The organism is Hydrogenophaga sp. (assembly GCF_011390835.1).
Classification (GTDB): domain Bacteria; phylum Pseudomonadota; class Gammaproteobacteria; order Burkholderiales; family Burkholderiaceae_C; genus Hydrogenophaga.
On the sequence record NZ_JAABRQ010000014.1, the window covers coordinates 1 to 19,724 of the forward strand.

Consider the following 19,724-nt stretch of genomic DNA (forward strand, 5'->3'; position numbering starts at 1 on the left):
CGGAGCCCTGAGTCGAAGTACCGCGCGCGCCGGTGAGTGGTAGAAGCAAGTGCGTTGGGTACGAGACGGATTATCAAACCCGCACGCCTGGGAGGGAATTCATGGCGCGAGGTGACCCATCTCAGCGAACGCCGTGGACCCGGCTCCGCCGGGCCGCAGGCATTGTCCCCCTGAAGGGCAAAGCCGCGCAGCGGCGCAGGGGGTCAGTAATCGGTCTGCCAGTCGACCACGATGCGCCGGGCCTTCAGATCCACCTCGTCCACGTAAGCGGCGACAAACGGGATCATGCGTTCGGTGGCCTGCAGCTCACCTTCTGCAGTGTCGGTGGATTCCAGCACCAGCACCGAATGAGGGCCGGTGGGCATGAGGTCGCGCACCACACCCATGGGCTCGCCTTGGCGGTTGACCACGGCCAACCCGATCAGGTCGACCCAGTAGTACTCGCCTTCGGGCGTGGCCGGAAAGGCGCTGCGTGGCAGGTAGATGCGCACGCCTTTGAGGGCTTCGGCGGTGTTGCGATCCTCCACCGATTCCAGCCGGGCCACCACACCGTCGGCGTGCGGCTTGATCTCGGCCACTTGCACCCGAACGCTGTCCGAAAACGCGTCAAAACCGCGCGCGAAGCGAGCTTCGGGCGGTTGCAAAAACCAGGTGGTGGAAGCAAGCAGAGCGTCGGTGTCGGCGCTGTGCGGCTGGATACGGACCCAGCCTTTGATGCCCCAGGCGTCTTGAATGCGCCCCAGCTCGATCGCATCGACCGGCAGCGGGGCCGGCTCGAACGGGCTGGGCGACATGCCTGAAAGGACGCAGATCTGAGGGGATCAGGTCAGGCAGGCCATTCCTCTCGGGAACAACCCGCCTGGAACCACCTCAGGCCGGGGCCTTGGCGGCGTGTTGCTTGACCAGACGCGCCACGGTGGGCGACGGCTCGGCACCGACGCCGGTCCAGTAGGTCAGGCGGTCCAGGGCCACGCGCAGCGGCTCTTCACCACCGCGGGCCAGCGGGTTGTAGAAACCGATGCGCTCGATGAAGCGACCGTCACGGCGGTTGCGCTTGTCGGCCACCACAATGTTGTAGAACGGACGGGCTTTTGCACCGCCGCGGGAGAGTCGGATGACGACCATGATTTATCCTTCGGGTGGAGAGGCACCAAAATCGGTACCCCACCGGGTTGCTAAGGCCTTGGCCACCGCAACCCGTTTCATTGCAACGCTTGAGACACACGACTGACCACCCGGTCAGCGAAACGCCACAAAACCCGCGATTATAGCCCTGCGCCAGCGCTCCATCGACAGGAGCGCCCACGGGCGAGAGCGCCTGCACCGCCCACACGTCACCACCCACCTCATGCCTCTGATTCGCCCCAGCCACGAGCAAGACCTCGCCGCCATCACCCGCATCTACGCCCACCATGTGCTGCACGGCACCGGCACCTTCGAGACCACGCCACCCAGCGAGGCCGACATGACCACCCGGCGGGCCGACGTGCTGTCCAAAGGCCTGCCCTGGCTGGTGGTCGAGGAAGATGGCGTGGTGCTGGGCTTTGCCTACGGCAACTGGTTCAAGCCGCGCCCGGCCTACCGTTTTTCGGTGGAGGACTCGATCTACATGGCGCCCGAAGCGGCCGGCAAAGGCCTGGGCCGCGCCCTGCTCACCGAGCTGATGGCCGCGCTGGAGCGTGCCGGCGTGCGGCGCGTGATGGCGGTGATTGGCGACTCTGCCAATGTGGGCTCCATCGGCGTGCACAAAGCGCTGGGCTTTGAAGTCGCCGGCACCATCCCGTCCTGCGGCTGGAAGTTTGATCGCTGGCTCGACATCGTGCTGATGCAGCGCAGCCTGGGTGCTGGTGACAGCACGGTGCCAGAGGCCCAGCCATGAGTGGCGCGGCCCGCAACAAGACCCTGGCCGCCTGGCTGGCTGCGCTGTTCGGCAGCCTCGGCCTGCACCGTTTCTACCTGCGCGGTCTGGACGACTGGATCGGCTGGCTGCATGCCATTGCCGCCGGACTAGGCTGGTGGGGCGTGGAGCGGGTGCAGCTCTACGGCCAGGACGACAAGCTGTCCTGGGTGCTGATTCCGTTTTTGGGGGGATCGATCGCGGCGGGATGCCTGGCCGCCATCGTCTATGCCCTGACCGACCCGGAGAAGTGGGCGGGCTGGTTCAACGCCGACCGCCGTCCCTCAGTGCAGGCCGCCACCACCAACTGGCTGACCATTGCCGCGCTGGTGTTCGCCCTGCTGCTGGGCACGATCGCCTTCATGGGCAGCCTGGCCTTTGGCGTACAGCACTACTTCGAATACCAGATCGAAGAGGCGCGCAAGATCAGCCAGTGACCCTGGCCAGGTCAGCGTGCCCCGGCCAGGCCGAGACCCATCACCGCCAGCAGCACAAACAGGCCGATGAACAGCGTCTCGCTGACGAACAGCATCAGCGGTTTCCAGCCCAGTTGCAGCAGCTCCTCGATGCTGGTCTTGATGCCAGCCGCCGCGATCGCCAGCACCAGGCACACGCGCGAAGCATCGGTGGCGCCCTGCACCACCACCGCCGGGACCAGCCCGGACGATGCGAGCAGCATCATCACCACGAAGGCCAACAGAAAGCCCGGGATCAGGGGCATGTTGAGATCTTTGCCTTCGGCCGGCTGCTGGCGGCGATAAAGCAGCGAAATCACCATCACCACCGGCATCAAGAGCATCACGCGAAACAGCTTGACCACGGTGGCGGTGTCGCCCGCGTCAGGGCCGAGCATCATGCCCGCGGCCACCACCTGCGCCACGTCGTGAATGGTCCCCCCCAAAAACACCCCCGCCGGCCCGGCCGCCAGGCCAAGTACCTGGATCAGCAAAGGGTAGAGCACCATGGCCACGGTGGAGAGCACGGTCACCGCCACCACCGCCAGCAAGGTGAAGCGCTCGTTGGCTTTGGTCTGTGGCAACACCGCTGAGATGGCGAGTGCCGCCGAGGCACCGCAGATGGCCACCGAGCCGCCCGAGAGAATGCCCTCCTCGCGGGTGCGCCCCAGCAGCTTGGCCCACCAGACACCCATGAAGATGGTGAGCACCAGCGCCAACAGGATCACCACCGCGACCTCCACGCCCAGTTGCGACACCTGGTTGAGCGTGATGCGCACACCCAATAGCGCCACGCCCACACGCAGCACCGTGCGGCCACAGAACTCGATGCCCGGCTTGGCCTGCGGGTTACCATGAATGAAGTGAAACGCCAGGCCGATCAGCAAGGCATAGAGCAGCTGCGGGCCACCGTAGTGTTCGGAGAGAAAGGTGGAGGCCAGGGCGATGACGCCGCACACGAGCACCCCGGGTGCCAGCACACGCGAGCGCGCCACCCAGTGCAGCGGGTGCCAGGCCGATCGCTTCGGTGCTGACGCGGCCATGCCTGTTTCGCCGGTATCAGCCATTCGCCAGCGCCTTGAGCGATGCCACCACGGCGTCCGCCACTTCCAGGCCATGCGCCTCGGCGTGCCGATGCGCCACTTCGCGCCGCGCGCCCGGCAGGCGAACGCCCTCGTCGGTCAGCATCTCGCTGAGCAGGACTTCAATCCGGTCGAAGTAGCCGTTCTGACCCGCCAGCGCACCCGGGTCCACCACGATGAAGAGCTGGCCCAGGTGCGGACGGTTGCCCTCGTCGACAAAAAAGCTGTCGGCCTCGAAGCCGAAGTTGGCGCCAATGAGGGCGGTCACCAGCAGCTCGACCATCAGCGCCAGCATCGCGCCCTTGGGGCTGGAGGCGGCGCCCAGCGGCAGCATGGAGCCCGCGAGCGCAGCGTGGGCATCCGTCGTGGGCTGGCCCTGGGCATCGAGCGCCCAGCCGGCCGGAATCGGCTCGCCCTTCTTGGCCGCCAGCATCACCTTGCCGCGCGCCACCTCGGACAGGCTCAGGTCAATAAGCAACGGGTCTGCGTCTCGGCGCGGGAACACGGCGGCGATGGGGTTGGTACCGAAGATCGCGTGCTTGCCACCCGCCGCCGGCATGGCGGCCGGCGAGTTCGCCAGACCCAGACCGACCATGCCGGCATCGGCCACCGCGCGCAGGTGGTCCACCACTACACCGCAGTGATGGCTGTTCATGACACCGACCAGCGCCACGCCCTGCGTGCGCGCCAGGGCAACGGCTTCGGTCATCGCGAGGTCGCAGGCTGGAAACGCTAGGCCTTCCTGCGCGTCCACCAGCAGCGCACCGCCCTTTCGCCGAACCACCGTGGCCTGAGCCGAACCATTGACGCGCCCGTTGCGCAGATGGGTGGCGTACTGCCCCACCCGCGAGAGCCCATGACCGCCCTGCCCCTGGGACTCAGCCAGCACCAGCGCGCGCGCTGTGCTCGCCGCCATCAGGGGACCAGCGCCGGCGGCCTTCAGGGCAGCGGTCACCAGGGTGCGGGCTTCTTCGAGAGACAGGTTCATTTGAGTGCCTTGAGCAATTGGTCGGCGATGAGGTGACTCACCCGTTCGTTGGACTCCGTGGTCACGCCGGCGATATGAGGCGTGAGCACCAGGTTCGGACATCCCTGCCAGTGCGGTGATGCGGGCAAAGGCTCGGTCTCGAAGACATCGATCGCAGCGCCTCCTAGCGATCCCCCCTTGAGCGCAACAGCCACCGCCAGCTCGTCCACCACCCCGCCCCGCGCGGTATTGATCAGCACGGCGCCCGGCTTCATCTGGCCCAGGCGGGTGGCGTCAAACAGACCCCGCGTGCTGTCCACCAGAGGCACATGCAGGCTGATCACATCGGCACGCGCCACCAGCTCATCCAGGTCGACGCAGCGCACACCCGACTGACCGTAGGCAGGTGCGTCCGCGGCCATGAAGGCGTCGTGGGCAATCACGTGCATGCCGATCGCTTTCGCCAGGCGCGCGGTGAGCTGACCGATGTGACCGAAGCCCACCAGTCCCAGGGTCTTGCCCGCGACCTCACGCCCCTGCGACAGGGCCGCTCGCGGCCACTGGCCGGCCGCCACCGCAGCGGTGCTGGTGTAGCCACCCCGCAGCAACAACATGGCGGAGGCAATGACGTACTCGGCCACGCTCAAGGCATTGGCGCCCGTGGCCGGAATGACAACCAGGCCTCGCGCCTCGCAGGCTGCGACGTCGATGTTGTCCAGGCCCACCCCGAGGCGCGCCACGACACGGCAATGCCCCAGCGCATCGAGCAGCGGACCCCGCACCTGGGTTCGGTTGCGCACCACCAGGGCATCGGCCAGAGATGCCTTCTTCAGCAGGCTTGGTGCGTCGTCGACCAGATTGGGCTCGTAGACCACGGTGTGCGATTCGCGCAGGCGGTCGACAGCTTGCTCGTCCATGAACTCACAGATCAGGATGTGCATGACAAGGCGCTTTCAAGTTCGAGAAAAAGAGATGACAGCAGAGGCCACGCTCAGGCAAGCGCGAGTACCCGTGTTCGTTGCGTTAGCCGGTACGTGGAGTCGACAGATCAAGGCAGCGGAACCTGCAGCACCATCTTGAAAAGCACATAGAGACCCACCAGCACCACCGCTCCCGCGGCGCCATACAGCATCGCGACGCGTGGTGTCCATCGGTCGTGTTGCGCGAGCACCAGCAACAGGGCAAAAGCGATGGCACTGCTCGCCAGAAAACCCAGCGCTGGCAGCGCAAAGGCCCAGCCGAGCATGACGGCCGCCACGCCCAGTCGCCGCCCATGAGAGCCCTCAAGGGCGCCGCCGGCGCGGGTCCTGCCCAGCGCCACCAGGACGATGTACAGGCCACCCAAACCCACCAGCAGGCTACCAATGGCGCGCGGGAACACGGCACCCAGGTCCGAAAAATCGGCCGAGTAAAACAACGCGGCGGCGCCCACCGCGATCAGCAGCACGCTGCCGATGGCGCCACGCAGGTCGGGACGCGACGATGAATCAGCCATGTCTTGCCTGGGCCAGCCGGTTGCGCCGCTTGATCCACAGAGGCCAGAGCAGCCCGAGCACGATGAAGGCGATGATGGCCAGCGAGATCGGTCGGCCGAAGAACTCGTCGAGCACGCTGCCCCTGGCGCCGCCGATCAGGTGACCTTGCACAAAGCCACGTTCGGCAATGGCGCCCAAGATGAGTCCAAGCACGATCGGCGAGGCACTGAAACCCCATTGCGCAAGGCCCCAGGCCAGCACACCCAGCACCACCATCTGCTGCACTTCGTGCACGTTGTTGTGCACAGCGAAGCTTCCCAGGATGGTGAGCAGTGCCACCGCAGGCACCAGCACCGCCTTAGGGATAGCGAGGATGGAACGGAATGCAAACCGCCCGATCAGCAAGCCCACCGGCAGCATGATGATGGTGGCCAGGATCAGGCCCCAGATGAAGGTGTAGACGATGGGGCCCTGCTGGGTGAACAGCGTGGGGCCGGTACGAATGCCTTGCACCAGCAGGGCGCCCAGGATGATGGCGTCGGGGGGCGTGCCGGGAATGCCGAGCACCAGCGTCGGGATGAAACCGCCGCCCACGGTGGCGTTGTTGGCAGACTCGGTGGCCACAATGCCATCGGGCTCACCGCGGCCGAAGTTGTCGCGCCGGGGCGATGTGCGTTTGGCTTCGGAGTAGGAGACCAGTGCGGCAATCGAGCCGCCAGCGCCGGGCAGGATGCCGATCACCGTGCCGATGACGGAGCTGCGCGCCAGGTTGAACTTGGCGCGCCGAAGAATGCCGTAGGCTTCGCGCAAGCGGAAGCCTGCGACTTGCTGGGTCGCCTGAAGATGGCGCACCGGGGTGGCAGCCAGCTCGATCAGCACCGGTACGCAATACAGGCCGATGAGGGCCGACACCACGTCGATGCCGCCCAGCAGCGACTTGAACTCGCCCACGTAGCGCACATCGCCACCCACCTCGGCCACGCCCACCATCGACAGCAGCAGCCCCAGGCAGCCACCCATCAGACCCTTGACGATGCTGCCCTCGCCCAGCGAGGCGATCAGGGTGAGACCAAAGACGGCCAGCCAGAAGTACTCGACCGGTCCGAACTTCAACGCCACCGTGGCCATGGGTGGCGCGAGCAGCAACAAGAAACCGGCGCCCACCAATCCGCCCACGACAGACGACAGGCAAGCCAGTGTGAGTGCGAGGTCGCCTTTGCCGGCACGCGCCATCGGGTAGCCGTCGAAGGTGGTGGCGATCGACGACGGTGTACCCGGCGTGTTGAGCAGGATAGCGGCGTAAGCACCACCGTAAATGGCACCGGTGTAGATGGCACCCAGCGCAATGAGCGCGGTGGACGGTGGCATCGAAAAGGTGAAGGGCACCAGCACCGCCACCGCCATGGTGGCGGTGAGACCGGGCAGAGAGCCGATCACCGTGCCCGCGATCACGCCTGCCAAAGCAAACATGAGGTTCAGCGGTGTGAGCGCCTCCAGCAGGTATTCGAAGCTTCCCATGGGGTGTGGCGGCGCTCGATGAAGGGCTCTGCGGACTTATTTTTTGACGATACCCATGTCCTTCGCCAAGGCCTCGTAGCGAGTCTGGATGCCAGACATGAAAGCAGCCATCTTGTCAGGACCGACGTTCAACATGGCAAACCCGCCCTCTTCCATTTTCTGGATGAAACCCGGGTCGGCATTGATCTTGGCCAGGATGTCGGCCATCTTGGCTTTGACGTCGGGCGGTGTGCTCTTGGGCACGGCCACACCCCGGTAAGCACCGCCCACCAGATCAAAGCCCTGCTCCTTGAAGGTCGGGCAGTTGGGCAGCTTGGGGTGACGCTTTTCCATCGCCACGGCCAGGCAACGCACCTGGTCACCCAGCTGTATCTGCACCGTGGTGTAGGCCCAGCTGCCGGCCACTTGCTTGCCCAGCAGCGCTGCGTTGGACGGCCCGGTACCACCGAACGGCACGTAGGTGGTCTTGATGCCGGCGAGCTTGTCGAACTGCTGCTGCGCAAGGTGGTTGGCCGAGTTGGTGCCCGAGCCCGACAAGGTGGTGGCGCCTGGTGCCGCCTTGGCCCCGGCAACAAAGTCTTTCAGCGTCTTGAATGGGCTGTCGGCCGGCACGATCAGCGCGTCGGGCGTGTAGTGGAACCAGTACAGCGTGGTGATTTCGTCGGTCTTGTAGCCCACGTCCTTTTGCAGCGGCTGCAACACGATGTGCGGCAAGTTGGTGCCCATGACGGTGTAGCCGTCTGCAGCCATGCCGTTGAGCTGCGACCAGCCTGCGGCACCACCGGCGCCTGGCCGGTACTGGATCGCCATGCTCTGCCCGGTGAGCTGCTTGAACACGGGCTCTTGCAGTCGGGCAGACACGTCGGACTCACCGCCTGGGCCAAACGGGATGATGTAGTTGACCGTTTTGTCCGGGAAACCGGCGGCGCCGGCCATTGTCGCGGCGGCCACCAGGGCAGCGGCGGTGAGTGTTTTGTGCAGGGAAATGCGCTGGGTCATGATTTGTCTCCTAATTTCTCTCGTTTCAAAAGGCCTCGAAATCTTCGCAATGACAAAGAAGCCGAGACAGCAAGCCAACTCCAACAAAGCCGACTTGCCACCCCTAAGGTATCAGAACCACCTTGCTGGTGGCCAGACGGCCACTGTCCAGATCGGCAAACGCCTGCGCACCTTCGTCAAGCGAGACGCTCTGCACCCAGGACAAGTCCCCAAATGCACCTTCATGCAGCAGCTTCACCGTCGCGCGCAAATCGGCTGTGGTGTAGGTGTAGGTGCCCATGAGCGTGATCTCGGCCAGGGTCAGCTTGCGCATGTCGATTTCACTGGCCCAGTCCTGCAGACCCACATGCATCAGGACGCCACCGGGCTTGACGGCTGTCAGCGCAGCGGTCCGGGTCAGCTTGCTGCCCACCGCGTCGATCACGTAGTCGAAGCCGTTCTCCTGCGGCTGGGTTTCGCGCGGATCGTAGGTTGCTACGCCAGCGTGCTTCTCGGCCGACCGGCGGCGCAGCGGGTTTACCTCGGCCAGCACCGTATCCCGACAGCCGTAGGTCTTGAGCAACAGCGCTGCCAGCATGCCGATGGCACCGCCGCCGATGATGAGGGTGCGGTTCTCTGGCAGCGGCCGCGCCATGGCCTTGAGGCTCATGTTGATCGCGTGCAGCGCAGTAGCAGCCGGTTCGGTGAGCGCGGCATACAGGGCGGGCATGTCCTGCGGTATGTCGATCAGCGAGGCCGCCGGGATCGACATGTATTCGGCAAACGCACCTGGCCGCGTCATACCCACCATGGTGCGGCGGCTGCAGAGGTTGTTGCGGCCTTGCACACAGTAGTCGCAGGTGCCGCAGGTGATGAGGGGATTGCCTGTGACACGCAAACCCTCCTGGTAGGCGGGCGCCGCGCTCTTGACCACCGTGCCGCAGAACTCATGGCCCAGCACCAGGCCTGGCTTTCGGCGCGGATCGTGGCCATGGAACGCGTGCATGTCAGAGCCGCAGATGCCCACCGCATCGATGCGCAAGACCACTTCGCCATCGCACAGCTCAGGTTCCGGCCGATCGAGCAATTGCACTTCCAGGGGCTGGGTATAGACGAGGGCTTTCACGGGCTGATCTCCGGTTGGCGCAATGGACTTGCTGGGCAGTGTGGCCGCGATTCATCGTGATGAATTGGCCGATGAACGGTGAGCAGCGACAGCCTTGGTGCGAAACCCCCTGCGGCCTTGAAATCTCGCAAGGCCACTCGCCTGGCCGCCCGCATCAACGGACGCCTTGGCGCGATCGCCAGGGCACCGAAGAAGCGAACCGATCCAGACTCAGGTCATCCAGGACTGCCCATCGGGCCGGCATAGGGCATCAAGCGCTCTCGTAGAGGCGCGTCAATACAAATTCGCGGTGGCCCAGGGCTTCGGCCGCCGTGAGGCGTCCGTTGGCCGTTCGCAGCATCATGTCGAGCAGCAGGTCCCCGGCTCCGTCCATGTTGATTTCTCGCTGCAGCAGGCCCGAGGTATCGACGTCAACGTGCTCACCCATCGTGCGCACCGTGCGCGGGTTCGCGCACAGCTTGATCACAGGCACGATCGGATTGCCGACGATATTGCCCTGCCCGGTCGGGAAGAAGTGCACCACGTAGCCAGCAGCTGCGCACAGCGTGACCATTTCGGCTGCGGCCGAGCTTGACTGCATGAACCACAGACCCGGGCCAGAGGGCGTCTCGGCGTAGTCGAGCACACCGTCGACCATGCACTTCTTGCCGATCTTCTGGATGTTGCCCAGCGCCTTCTCTTCGATCGTCGTCAGGCCGCCGGCGATGTTGCCCTTGGTCGGCTGCGAGTCGGAAAGGTCCGACGTCTTGTGGCGATCGATCATGGCCTGATAGCGATCAAACATGTCCATGAACTTGGCTTTGACTTCCGGCGTTCTGCACCGCGCGGCCACCAGGTGCTCACCACCTGTCAGCTCACTGGTCTCGCCGAAGCACAGCGTCGTGCCCAGGTCGTACATCTTGTCAAAGGCATTGCCCACGGTGGGGTTCGCGCCGCAGCCCGAGGTGGTGTCGGACTCGCCGCACTTGGTGGACACCCACAGATCGCTGATCGGGCAAACCTCGCGCTGCTTTTCCGAAGCATCCTGAAGCAGTTCGCGGGCGGCTTTCGACGCCTTCATGATGGTGGCGTGGTCACCATTCTGCGAAATCGAGAAGCTCTGGACAGGCTTGCCGGTCTTGGCAATGCCGTCGGCCACGAGCTTGGTCCAGGCGGGTTCGATGCCGATCACGACCACGGCAGCCACGTTGGGGTTGGCGCCGGTTCCGATCAGGGTGCGGAAGTGCAGCTCAAGGTCGGCACCAAACTGCAGGCGGCCATACGGGTGAGGGATCGCCATGGTCCCCTTGATGTTGTTGGCAACCGATTCGCAGGCGGCGTTGGAAATGTCGTCAACCGGGAGAATGATGACGTGGTTGCGCACGCCAACACGGCCGTTTTCTCGGCGGTAGCCGAGGAAGGTGGAGTCTTTGCTGATCATCTGCATTCCTAAATGTGTTCGAGAGGGATTCGGCGCTGGGCGGGCATTTACCAACGCTTGGTTTTGACGTTGTGCACGTGCAGGTGCTCGCCTGCCTTGATCGGCGCGACGACGCGACCGATGTCGACGCCGTACTTGATCACGGTGTCGTCCTTGTTGAGATCCCGCAGCGCGATCTTGTGACCAATCGGAATTTCGCTGATGGTCGGCAGCGACACCATCTTGTCCTGCTCCATCACCCAACCAGTCAGCGTCTCGCCGCTCTTGACGCCCTCGACAACGATCGTGCCGACCGAGTCGCCATCTTCATGCACCACGTAATGAATCATCTTTGCTTCCTCATAAGTTGCCGGGATGATTTATTAGACACTCAGGCCCACAGTAAGTCAACTAGATGATTCATATGTTTGTAAAGGGTTTCCCAGATTTACTGGGAGTGCGCGGCCAGCTCGTCTGCGAGTACAAGCGACCTCAGCGGTCGCAGGCGAAATACCTCCTCCACAGCCCTGCCCCGTTGCCCTCAAGCGCTGCTGTGGAAATCCAGTGAAGCCGATGGGAGGGTCGGCTGGCAAGCAGCACGGGCAAGGCCCAGCGGTTGCGCGAAGGCCAGGTTTTCAGGCAGCCATTGCCGACGAACAGGCGCGGACCTGGATCGCGCCGGCGAGCCGATCGGCCATGGGCCGGATGCTCTACCGGGTGCAGACAAACGGCGGCGCGAGCTCCAGGGTGTCGCCCAGTGCGCGTGTGTGCAGCCCGCGGTCGAACGTGTCGGCCTGCATCGGAGCGCCATGCCGGCCAGGCTGTCCGTCAATCACCGCCAGCTCGATGCAGCCAGCCAGGCCTTGATCGCGAACACTGACCACACCGGGCAAGGTTGCAAGCTGGTGCACCGCGTCTTCAAACGGCAATGCGAGCAGCCCGGCGCCGGCAATCAGATCGTCCTACTGCAGCACATCAAGCAGAAGCAGCTCAGCGGTACAAGACAGGATATGACCCGAACAGGAGCAGCCGAGCATCAGCTCGGCGAGGTATGGCGGACTCTGCATGCTGGCGTCGCGAATATCGCGGAGCACGATCACACCGCCCAGCGGTGACTGGCAGATGCTTCACCAGCCTACCCACCATCGGTTGAAACCTGACAGCAATCGACCCTCTTAAGGATAGGCACGTTTGGCGCGAGCAGCTTTCATAAAACCTGCCATGAATGACGCCAGTACTTCAACCTGATGCTCACTGACACCGTTGTACAAACTGGCCCGCAAGTACTTGCCCACCCCAAAAGGGGTCAGCGTTCTGAGGCCGACGATTCCTCGTTCCCAGCCCTGAATCAGGAAGTCCCGGGTGGTTTCCTCGTCGCCACCGGCAACATCAAAGGGGACGTTCATGCGGCTGCGGATCGATGGATCTGAAATAGGGGTGCCATAGAACCCCTCTGAGCTATCGATCAGGTTGTAGACCATGGCCGACTTTGCGATTGACCGGCGCTCCATTTCATGCACACCGCCTTGCGCGATCAACCATTGCAGGTAGATATTGATCACCTCCACATTGAAGGTGGCGATGGTGTTCCACAAGTTTCCCTCACGGACATTGGTGGTGTAGCAGAGCACCCCCGGGCAATGTTTGCTGGGTGTGCCCAACAAGTCCTTTCGAATCACGCACAGGGTGACCCCAGGATGTCCGAGGTTTTTGGACGCGCAGGCATACAGAACGCCGACGTTGCAGCCCACCCAGTCGATGGGTTTGGTGGAAAAGTCCGACGACGCGTCAACCACCAAGGGTGCCTTGATGCCCAGCTTGGGAAGCTGGTGCATCTCAATTCCGTTGACGGTTTCGTTGGAGCACAGATACACGTACCTGGACTCGGGATCCAAGTGGGCAAACGATGGGTTGTGGGTGAACGTGCCATCCGGGTTTTCGGAGGACACGACGATGGGGCGGCAGTATTTCGATGCCTCGGAGAGTGCGCGTTTGGACCAGGTGCCATTGACGAGGTAGGTCGCTTTTTCATCGCCTTTGGGGCACAGGTTGAGCGGAACCGCAGCAAACTGCCCGTGCCCACCGCCGTGCATGCAAAGAATCTCGTACTGATCAGGTATCTCCATCGCCACACGGCAGCGTTGCACCACGCTGGCGAGAATGTCCAGAAATTCAGGGGATCGATGCGAGAGGTACATGGAGCACATGCGTTCCGCGTCGAACAAGGCCTTGATGGCGGCCTCGACCTCGGCCGCAAGCGATGTGGGCCCAGGGCTGAAGTTCAGCGGCTTCACGCCGCTGGGGGGAACCAATGATCCGAGCATCACCGGATGGGTGTCGACTGGGTTCAGCTGGGTTTGATCACGGTGTGCCATTGGATGTGTTCAAGACAAAAGGTTGAGCGAGCGAAGTCTTTATCCCGGTAACGCAGACTTACAAGCCTCCGTTGACCAGTCACGCCCGGTCCGTGTCGGCAGGCGGGCGCTCGGCGATGCGCTCAGCCACGGGAAACGCGCTCGGGAGCCCACCCGGAAACTTGAACCGCAGTCCAGCGTGTCGATCGGTGCCATCATCGCCGCGCTGATGCCAGCGCGGCGGTGGACGGTACCCCGAAAGCAGCGAGACCGGGCACAGCCATGGCGTGGCTCATTTCGCTGTGTAGCCGCCGTCCAGCATGATGGTCTGGCCGCTCACGTAGGCAGATGCCTCGCTGGCCAGGAAGACGGTCAGTCCATTCACATCCTGCAAAGCACCATTGCGCCCCAGGCAGGTCTGCGCAGCATGCCGAGATGCCAGCTCGCTGTTGTCGAACACGGGGGCGGTGAGTGCGGTGGGGAAAAAGCCCGGTCCGATTGCATTGCAGGTGATGCCGTGCGGGCCCCACTCAACAGCGATGGCGCGCGTGAGCTGCACGATGCCGCCCTTGCCTGCGCCGTACGGTGCGCTGTTGGGAAAAGCACGGAAACTCTGCAGGCTGGCGATGTTGATGATGCGGCCCCAGCCCCGCTGCTTCATGCCGGGTGCGAGAGCCTGGGTGAGGAAGAAGGGTGCGCTCAGGTGCAAGTGGATCTGGGTCAGCCAGCTCTCTGCTGTCACATCGGCAAAGGCTTCTCGCAGGTTCACCCCGGCGGCGTTGACCAGGATGTCCACTACGCCGAGCGCCAGCACATCAGCGGCGCCCTGCTGGGCACCTTCGGGAGTGGCAAGGTCAGCAGCAATCCATTGAGCAGCGATGCCTTCGTCCGCCAGTCGTCGGGTTGCAGCCTCGAGTTCTGCGGAGCGGCGCGACACCAAAACGACACTCGCTCCGGCCAGGCCCAAAGCGCGCGCCATCGCCTCACCGAGGCCTGAACTGCCTCCTGTGACCAGCGCACGCTTGCCGTGCAGGCCGAACAGCGTGTCGAGCTTCATGACCGTGACAACTTCCCGCTGTCAGCATTTGGCTCCAGCTGGAGATTCGCCGCGGGGTCGCGCGGGTGATCCGGTGGATACGCCGCCACAAAGGGGAACCGCTTCTTGGCCTTGGTTGCCGTGGTGTTGGGATCCACGGCACCACGCACGTACTTTCGCGCGGCATCCGCCGGCGGCTGGTAGTCCCATGATGTCCAGCTCCCCTGCAACAACGACTCCTGGGCAAAAAGCCGGCGCTGCTGAGAATCCAGAATGGTCTTCTCGAGCCCAGGGTAATCCCAGCGCTTGAGCACTTCGCTGTGCAAGCGGGACTCGACGTCCGCATGCCCCGGCTGGCCTGCGAGGTTGGTGCGCTCATCCGGGTCTGCCTTGAGGTCAAACAACATGGCGGGGTCGTGGCGGCAGTACACATACTTGTACCCGTCCTTGCGAAGAATGCATGCGGGCGCATAGACACCTTCGCCGAGAAACTCCATCATCACGTCGTCTCCCCGCGATGCGTCGGTTCCGTGAAGCATTCCAGCCAGACTGGTACCGCTCAGGCGATCAACCGGTGTGACAGGATTGCCTTCGGACACCAAATCGTTGAAGGTTGGCAACAGGTCCATCAGCGACACACCCCGCTCCTCAACGAGACCCCTCTTCAGACCGGGTCCCGCCGCAATCATGGGCACACGAACCGACCACTCAAAAGGCTGGAATTTGAACCAGGAGCCGCGCTCTCCAAGCATTTCACCGTGGTCGGAGACCACGAAAACGAAGGTGTTGTCGGCCGCACCAGTGCGGTCAAGCACCTCAAGAAGGCGGCCGACCTGCGCGTCGAAATAAGAAGTCATGGCGTAGTACGCATGGCGCGCGACACGGACCTGCTCTTCCGACACGTCATGCTCATCGGCCCTGATGGTGTAGGCGTACCGCCTGGACCATGGGTCTCGCTCTGCAATTGGAATGAAGGGCACGCTGGGCATCACGATCTTGTCGTGATCGTAGAGATCCCAGTACTTCTTGGTCGTGATGAACGGGTTGTGCGGATGGGTGAACGACGCCCACAACAGGAACGGCCTGTCATCGTCGCTGCGCGCCTGGTCGTAGAGCCACTGCTCGGCGCGGTAGGCCACTTCCTCGTCGTAGTCGATCTGCAGATTCCTCTCACACAAGCCAGCTTCGACGATAGAGCGAAGACTCATCCGGGACGGCGAGTAGGGCTGCTTGACCTGGGTCCAGTCAGCCGTCCATCCGAAGTCCGAGGGGTAGATGTCGGTGGTCACCCGCTCCTCGAAACCGTGCAACTGCTCAGCCCCGACGAAATGCATCTTTCCCGACAGGCAGGTTCGGTATCCCTGGCGACGCAGGTAGTGCGCCAGAGTCAGTGTCGACGAAGGCATATCCGCCGCGTTGTCGTAACACCCCACTTCCGACGACAACCGTCCTGTCAGCATGGCCGCCCGCGAAGGCGCGCAAACTGGGTTGTTGCTGTAAGCGTTCAGGAACGTCACGCCCTGCTCCGCCAGTCTGTTCATGTGGGGCGTGATCAGCGCTGACCCGCCATACATGGGCAGCACCTTTGCAGTCAGCTGATCGGCCTGAATAACGAGAATGTTGGGACGGGACAATGTGTGCTCCTGTGGAAGATGCAGACCCAAACGTTCAGTCGATTTTGATGCCTGCCGATTGAACGAAAGAGACCCAGTACTTGTGTTCCGAGCGCACAAAATTCGAGAAGTCGGCTGACGCACTGCCCACGGCCATGTCACCCTGCGCCGCCAGCTGTCGCTTGACCTCGGGAACAGCGAGCGCCTTGCGCGCCGATGCGTTCAAGCGCTCAACCACAGCAGCGGGTGTGCCCTTCGGTGCCCACAGCCCAAACCATGTCGTGATGTCGACGCCCGACACGCCAGCCTCCTGGAGTGTCGGCACATCGGGCAAGGCGTCGAGGCGCTTCGCTCCGGTGACAGCCAGGGCCCGCAACTTATCCGCCTTGATGAACGCCATGACTAACTGCGGGTTGGCGATGATGTAGCCGACTTCTCCCGCGAGCATGGCGGCTCCGGCCTGAGCACCGCCTCGGTAAGGTACGTGCACCACGTCGATCTTTGTCGCAGCGCGAAAGACCTCTCCTGCGATGTGCAAGGCTGTGCCGTTGCCTGTGGATGCGTAGTTGATGGTCCCAGGTGCTGCCTTCGCCGAAGCGATCAGCTCCGCCACACTGGTGGCTTTCAGCTGGGGTGATGCCGTCAACACCAGCGGGCTGCTGGTGAGCTGCGTGATAGGTACAAAGTCGCTCAGCGGGTCGTAGGGAAGTTTTTGATAGAGGCCTGCTGCAATGGCGTGGGTCGCAACGGATCCAAGCAAGATGGTGTAGCCATCAGGCTCTGCCCTGGCCACCACCGTGCTGCCGACCGTTCCGCCTGCACCGGCGCGGTTGTCAACGATCACCGGCTGCCCCAGGTCGATCCGCATTTGTTCAGCGATGACTCGGGCGACCGTATCGAGCGCCCCTCCGGCAGGGAAGGGCACCACGATCGTCACCAGCTTGGATGGGTATGTTTCCGCTGCTGCCCAGGAAAGTGGAAGCGCCAAGCACAAGGCGAAAAGACTTTTGCAAAAACTGCGTGTGATCATGATCAATTCTCCGGTTCGATTGTTGAAGGGACCAAGGGATTCATACTGCCTTTCTATCTGGCCTCATACCTTCACCGGCTCGCCGAGATCAAAGGTCTCGCCCGGGAAATATTTGGCCAGCCGGTCGTCCGCGGTTCGCGCATGGGCCTCCATTCCCTCCAGGCGCGAGATGCGTGCGGTAGCCAGGCCGATATCGCGCGCCGCCTCGCGCGTCATCTTCTGCCAGGTGAAGGTCTTAAGGAACTTGTGCACCGACAAGCCACCCGAGTAACGGGCCGCGCCCTTGGTGGGCAAGACGTGGTTGGGGCCGCTGGCCTTGTCGCCGTAAGCCACCGTGGTCTCTTCACCCAGGAACAGCGATCCGTAGCAGGTCAGGGTCTCAAGCCACCAGTCGAGATCGGTGGCGTGCACCTCTAGGTGTTCGCTGGCGTAGCGGTCGGAAATTTCCACTACCTCATCGCGGGTATCGCACAGCATCACCTCGCCATAGTCACGCCAGGCGGCGCCCGCAGCGTCGCGCGCGGTAGGCGGCAGGGCCTCGATCAACACTGGTACGCGCTTCATCACGTCTTCGGCCAGCGCCTGGCTGGTGGTGAACAACCAGGCCGGTGTCTCGTGTCCGTGTTCTGCCTGGCCCACCAGATCGCTGGCAACGATGGCTGGGTCGGCGGTCTCGTCGGCGATGATGCCGACCTCGGATGGGCCAGCAAACACATCGATGCCAACCTTACCGAACAACGTGCGCTTGGCCTCTGCCACGAATTTGTTGCCCGGACCCACGATCACGTCGGCCGGCTTGCCAGTGAACAGGCCAAAGGCCATGCTCGCAATAGCCTGCACGCCACCCAGCGTCATGATGACATCAGCACCCGCCTTGTTGAAGGCGTACATCAGATAGGGATGCATCGATCCGCCGCGAAACGGGCCGGAGCACGCGATGATGGTCTTGACGCCGGCGGCCTTGGCGGTGGCCACGCCCATGTAGGCGCTGGCGATGTGCGCATAGCGCCCGGCTGGTGCGTAGCACCCCGCCACATTGACAGGCAACACACGTTGCCCCGCTGTCACGCCAGGGTGAAGTTCGGTAGAAAACTCCTTCAGAGAATCCCGCTGCGCGAGCGCAAAGTTGGTGACCTGCTCGATGGCGAAATCGATGTCCTTGCGGACCTGCTCGGGGACAGACTTGGCGTTCTCCGCCAGTTGCGCCTTGGTCACAACCATTTCTCCATCCCATTTGTCGAGCGTCTTGGCGTAGGCACGCACTGCGGCTTCGCCATTCTTCTCGATCTCAGCCAGCATCTCATTGACAACAGCCTGCGCAGTGGCGGTTTCGGTTTCAGGCGTCTTGCTCGCCTTTTTCAGGTATTTGATGGTCATGCGGTCTCCATGGGATCCAAGGTGGATGAAGGGGGCCGTTTACGCCCCGCGCGAAAATTCACTTGTAGATATCGGGCAGCAGGATCGTGGTCATCTCTGGTACGAAGGCGATCAGCAGTGTGACCGCGAGCATCGACAGGACGAATGGCACCGCTTGCTTGGCGATCTTCAGGATCGACTCGCCGGTGAGGCCTGACACCACGAACAAGTTCAAGCCCAGTGGCGGTGTGATGAAGCCGACACCAAGGGTCGTGATCATCATGATGCAGAACTGGATCTCGTTCATGCCGATTTCGTCGGCCAGCGGCTTGAGCAACGGCGCCAGGATCACGATGTTGGGTGTGGTCTCCATGACGCAACCAGCCGCGACCAGGATCACGATCATTAGCAGAATGATCACCCAGGGCTCGGTCGACAGGCTGGTCACCAGTTGCACGAAACCTTGCGGGACACCCATCGTGGCCAACGCCTGCGCCAGCGGCAGTGAGAAAGCGATGATGGGCAGGATGACGCCGTTGACCTTGGCCGAACTCACCAGCATCGCCGGGAAATCGGCTAGCTTGAGTGTGCCGAGCACGAATCCGATGATGATGGTGACGATGACGGCCACAGCACCAGCCTCGGTGGGTGTCAGGCGGCCAGAGAAGATTCCATAGAAGATGATCACGGGCACGATGAAGGCATACCAGCCGTTCTTGAGCGAAAGACCCAGGGTGCGCAGCCACTCATTGAGATTGACAGACGTCTTGTTTTCGTAGGCGTAGATGCGGTTGACGACGCTGTTGGTGATGAAGATGCCGGCCAGGATCATCAGCCCCGGAATCAGCGCCGCTTGAAACAACGTGGACGCCGAGATACCCAGCACCAGCCCGATGATGATGTAGGCGATCGACGGCGGGATCAGGATGCCGGTGCAAGCACCAGCCGCCACCAGCGCACAGGCGTAGGGGCGTGGATACCCCGATTCCACCAGGCGATTGATGGTCATGCGACCGACTGCGGCAGCGCCTGCGGCATCCGACCCGGAAATGGCGCTGAACATGCCGCACACCAGCACGGTGGCCGACCCGAAGCCGCTGCGCGACCAGGTGGTGAGCGCTTCGGCCACATCCAGAAATTTCCGGCTCAAACCGGTGCGCACCAGCACGTCTCCGGTCAGGATGAAGAGCGGGACCGCGGTCAGCGCGAAGGCGTCGATGCCTTCGAACAGCGAGCCGCCAAGCAGCGACATCGGCAGCACGCCCGACCACAGCAACAACGCAATCGAGGTGGCGCCAATACCCACCCAGACTGGCACGCCCAAGCCAATCAGCACGACAAAAATCAGCACTGGGCCGTAGAAGCTCCAGTCGAGGTCGAGGACCTGCTCGCCCGAGCCGGGAAAAAGTGAGTTCACAGTAGCGCCCTTGGTTCTGAG

Annotated in this window: 20 protein-coding genes; 2 read left to right on the plus strand and 18 right to left on the minus strand. The window is 63.1% G+C overall.

The window, feature by feature from the left end; all coding sequences use genetic code 11:
- Window positions 1–203: 203 nt before the first annotated feature.
- Together rimM and rpsP are read right to left on the minus strand one after the other, a co-directional pair.
- Entirely contained in the window at window positions 204–794 is a 591-nt protein-coding gene (gene rimM, locus GPT34_RS09780) for a ribosome maturation factor RimM (protein WP_291011622.1), read from the minus strand.
- A 76-nt stretch (window positions 795–870) separates the two neighbouring features.
- On the minus strand, window positions 871–1,125 hold the full coding sequence (rpsP, locus tag GPT34_RS09785; RefSeq protein ID WP_291011625.1) for a 30S ribosomal protein S16: 255 nt from the start codon (window positions 1,123–1,125) through the stop codon (window positions 871–873).
- A 223-nt stretch (window positions 1,126–1,348) separates the two neighbouring features.
- Between rpsP and GPT34_RS09790 the strand changes: the two genes are divergently transcribed.
- Window positions 1,349–1,879 carry an N-acetyltransferase family protein gene (locus GPT34_RS09790; protein ID WP_291011627.1) on the plus strand — a complete coding sequence of 177 codons (531 nt, stop codon included), beginning with the start codon at window positions 1,349–1,351 and terminating at the stop codon, window positions 1,877–1,879.
- Window positions 1,876–2,334 (plus strand): NINE protein, encoded by a 459-nt coding sequence (locus tag GPT34_RS09795; protein ID WP_291011630.1) that lies wholly within the window; start codon window positions 1,876–1,878, stop codon window positions 2,332–2,334. Before GPT34_RS09790 ends, GPT34_RS09795 begins: the two co-directional genes overlap by 4 nt.
- Window positions 2,335–2,345: 11 nt before the next feature.
- Here the strand turns inward: GPT34_RS09795 and GPT34_RS09800 are convergent, their stop codons facing one another.
- From GPT34_RS09800 to GPT34_RS09875, 16 genes are all read right to left on the minus strand, one after another.
- On the minus strand, window positions 2,346–3,419 hold the full coding sequence (locus GPT34_RS09800) for a putative sulfate exporter family transporter (protein WP_291011633.1): 1,074 nt from the start codon (window positions 3,417–3,419) through the stop codon (window positions 2,346–2,348).
- Complete coding sequence (locus GPT34_RS09805) at window positions 3,412–4,422, minus strand: Ldh family oxidoreductase (protein WP_291011637.1); 1,011 nt, start codon at window positions 4,420–4,422, stop codon at window positions 3,412–3,414. Before GPT34_RS09805 ends, GPT34_RS09800 begins: the two co-directional genes overlap by 8 nt.
- Window positions 4,419–5,342, minus strand: coding sequence for a hydroxyacid dehydrogenase (locus GPT34_RS09810; RefSeq protein ID WP_291011639.1), 924 nt, complete (start codon window positions 5,340–5,342; stop codon window positions 4,419–4,421). The genes GPT34_RS09805 and GPT34_RS09810 overlap by 4 nt, the downstream gene beginning before the upstream one ends.
- 107 nt (window positions 5,343–5,449) lie before the next feature.
- Window positions 5,450–5,896: a tripartite tricarboxylate transporter TctB family protein gene (locus tag GPT34_RS09815; RefSeq protein ID WP_291011641.1), complete on the minus strand. Its 447-nt coding sequence runs from the start codon at window positions 5,894–5,896 to the stop codon at window positions 5,450–5,452.
- Window positions 5,889–7,394, minus strand: a complete 1,506-nt coding sequence (locus GPT34_RS09820; RefSeq protein ID WP_291011642.1) for a tripartite tricarboxylate transporter permease — start codon at window positions 7,392–7,394, stop codon at window positions 5,889–5,891. Before GPT34_RS09820 ends, GPT34_RS09815 begins: the two co-directional genes overlap by 8 nt.
- A 36-nt stretch (window positions 7,395–7,430) precedes the next feature.
- On the minus strand, window positions 7,431–8,393 hold the full coding sequence (locus tag GPT34_RS09825; protein ID WP_291011644.1) for a tripartite tricarboxylate transporter substrate binding protein: 963 nt from the start codon (window positions 8,391–8,393) through the stop codon (window positions 7,431–7,433).
- 103 nt (window positions 8,394–8,496) lie between these two features.
- On the minus strand, window positions 8,497–9,498 hold the full coding sequence (locus tag GPT34_RS09830) for an alcohol dehydrogenase catalytic domain-containing protein (RefSeq protein ID WP_291011646.1): 1,002 nt from the start codon (window positions 9,496–9,498) through the stop codon (window positions 8,497–8,499).
- Between the two features lie 250 nt (window positions 9,499–9,748).
- Window positions 9,749–10,924, minus strand: a complete 1,176-nt coding sequence (locus tag GPT34_RS09835; protein WP_291011648.1) for a UxaA family hydrolase — start codon at window positions 10,922–10,924, stop codon at window positions 9,749–9,751.
- Window positions 10,925–10,965: 41 nt separating this feature from the next.
- Window positions 10,966–11,247, minus strand: a complete 282-nt coding sequence (locus GPT34_RS09840) for a UxaA family hydrolase (RefSeq protein WP_291011650.1) — start codon at window positions 11,245–11,247, stop codon at window positions 10,966–10,968.
- A 360-nt stretch (window positions 11,248–11,607) separates the two neighbouring features.
- Window positions 11,608–11,808 carry a hypothetical protein gene (locus GPT34_RS09845; protein ID WP_291011653.1) on the minus strand — a complete coding sequence of 67 codons (201 nt, stop codon included), beginning with the start codon at window positions 11,806–11,808 and terminating at the stop codon, window positions 11,608–11,610.
- 264 nt (window positions 11,809–12,072) lie between these two features.
- Window positions 12,073–13,272, minus strand: a complete 1,200-nt coding sequence (gene serC, locus GPT34_RS09850; RefSeq protein WP_291011656.1) for a 3-phosphoserine/phosphohydroxythreonine transaminase — start codon at window positions 13,270–13,272, stop codon at window positions 12,073–12,075.
- A gap of 271 nt (window positions 13,273–13,543) precedes the next feature.
- On the minus strand, window positions 13,544–14,308 hold the full coding sequence (locus tag GPT34_RS09855) for an SDR family oxidoreductase (RefSeq protein ID WP_291011658.1): 765 nt from the start codon (window positions 14,306–14,308) through the stop codon (window positions 13,544–13,546).
- Window positions 14,305–15,921, minus strand: coding sequence for a choline-sulfatase (betC, locus tag GPT34_RS09860; RefSeq protein ID WP_291011660.1), 1,617 nt, complete (start codon window positions 15,919–15,921; stop codon window positions 14,305–14,307). The genes GPT34_RS09855 and betC overlap by 4 nt, the downstream gene beginning before the upstream one ends.
- A gap of 34 nt (window positions 15,922–15,955) precedes the next feature.
- Entirely contained in the window at window positions 15,956–16,930 is a 975-nt protein-coding gene (locus tag GPT34_RS09865; RefSeq protein ID WP_291011662.1) for a tripartite tricarboxylate transporter substrate binding protein, read from the minus strand.
- A 63-nt stretch (window positions 16,931–16,993) separates the two neighbouring features.
- Window positions 16,994–18,307 carry a histidinol dehydrogenase gene (gene hisD, locus GPT34_RS09870; protein ID WP_291011665.1) on the minus strand — a complete coding sequence of 438 codons (1,314 nt, stop codon included), beginning with the start codon at window positions 18,305–18,307 and terminating at the stop codon, window positions 16,994–16,996.
- A gap of 58 nt (window positions 18,308–18,365) precedes the next feature.
- Window positions 18,366–19,703 carry a TRAP transporter large permease gene (locus tag GPT34_RS09875; RefSeq protein ID WP_291011668.1) on the minus strand — a complete coding sequence of 446 codons (1,338 nt, stop codon included), beginning with the start codon at window positions 19,701–19,703 and terminating at the stop codon, window positions 18,366–18,368.
- Between the last annotated feature and the right edge of the window lie 21 nt (window positions 19,704–19,724).

Coding starts and splice junctions, on each gene's coding strand:
- rimM (WP_291011622.1), bottom strand. CDS start 794: ATGTCGCCCAGCCCGTTCGAGCCGGCCCCGCTGCCGGTCGATGCGATC.
- rpsP (WP_291011625.1), bottom strand. CDS start 1,125: ATGGTCGTCATCCGACTCTCCCGCGGCGGTGCAAAAGCCCGTCCGTTC.
- GPT34_RS09790 (WP_291011627.1), top strand. CDS start 1,349: ATGCCTCTGATTCGCCCCAGCCACGAGCAAGACCTCGCCGCCATCACC.
- GPT34_RS09795 (WP_291011630.1), top strand. CDS start 1,876: ATGAGTGGCGCGGCCCGCAACAAGACCCTGGCCGCCTGGCTGGCTGCG.
- GPT34_RS09800 (WP_291011633.1), bottom strand. CDS start 3,419: ATGGCTGATACCGGCGAAACAGGCATGGCCGCGTCAGCACCGAAGCGA.
- GPT34_RS09805 (WP_291011637.1), bottom strand. CDS start 4,422: ATGAACCTGTCTCTCGAAGAAGCCCGCACCCTGGTGACCGCTGCCCTG.
- GPT34_RS09810 (WP_291011639.1), bottom strand. CDS start 5,342: ATGCACATCCTGATCTGTGAGTTCATGGACGAGCAAGCTGTCGACCGC.
- GPT34_RS09815 (WP_291011641.1), bottom strand. CDS start 5,896: ATGGCTGATTCATCGTCGCGTCCCGACCTGCGTGGCGCCATCGGCAGC.
- GPT34_RS09820 (WP_291011642.1), bottom strand. CDS start 7,394: ATGGGAAGCTTCGAATACCTGCTGGAGGCGCTCACACCGCTGAACCTC.
- GPT34_RS09825 (WP_291011644.1), bottom strand. CDS start 8,393: ATGACCCAGCGCATTTCCCTGCACAAAACACTCACCGCCGCTGCCCTG.
- GPT34_RS09835 (WP_291011648.1), bottom strand. CDS start 10,924: ATGCAGATGATCAGCAAAGACTCCACCTTCCTCGGCTACCGCCGAGAA.
- GPT34_RS09840 (WP_291011650.1), bottom strand. CDS start 11,247: ATGATTCATTACGTGGTGCATGAAGATGGCGACTCGGTCGGCACGATC.
- serC (WP_291011656.1), bottom strand. CDS start 13,272: ATGGCACACCGTGATCAAACCCAGCTGAACCCAGTCGACACCCATCCG.
- GPT34_RS09855 (WP_291011658.1), bottom strand. CDS start 14,308: ATGAAGCTCGACACGCTGTTCGGCCTGCACGGCAAGCGTGCGCTGGTC.
- GPT34_RS09865 (WP_291011662.1), bottom strand. CDS start 16,930: ATGATCACACGCAGTTTTTGCAAAAGTCTTTTCGCCTTGTGCTTGGCG.
- hisD (WP_291011665.1), bottom strand. CDS start 18,307: ATGACCATCAAATACCTGAAAAAGGCGAGCAAGACGCCTGAAACCGAA.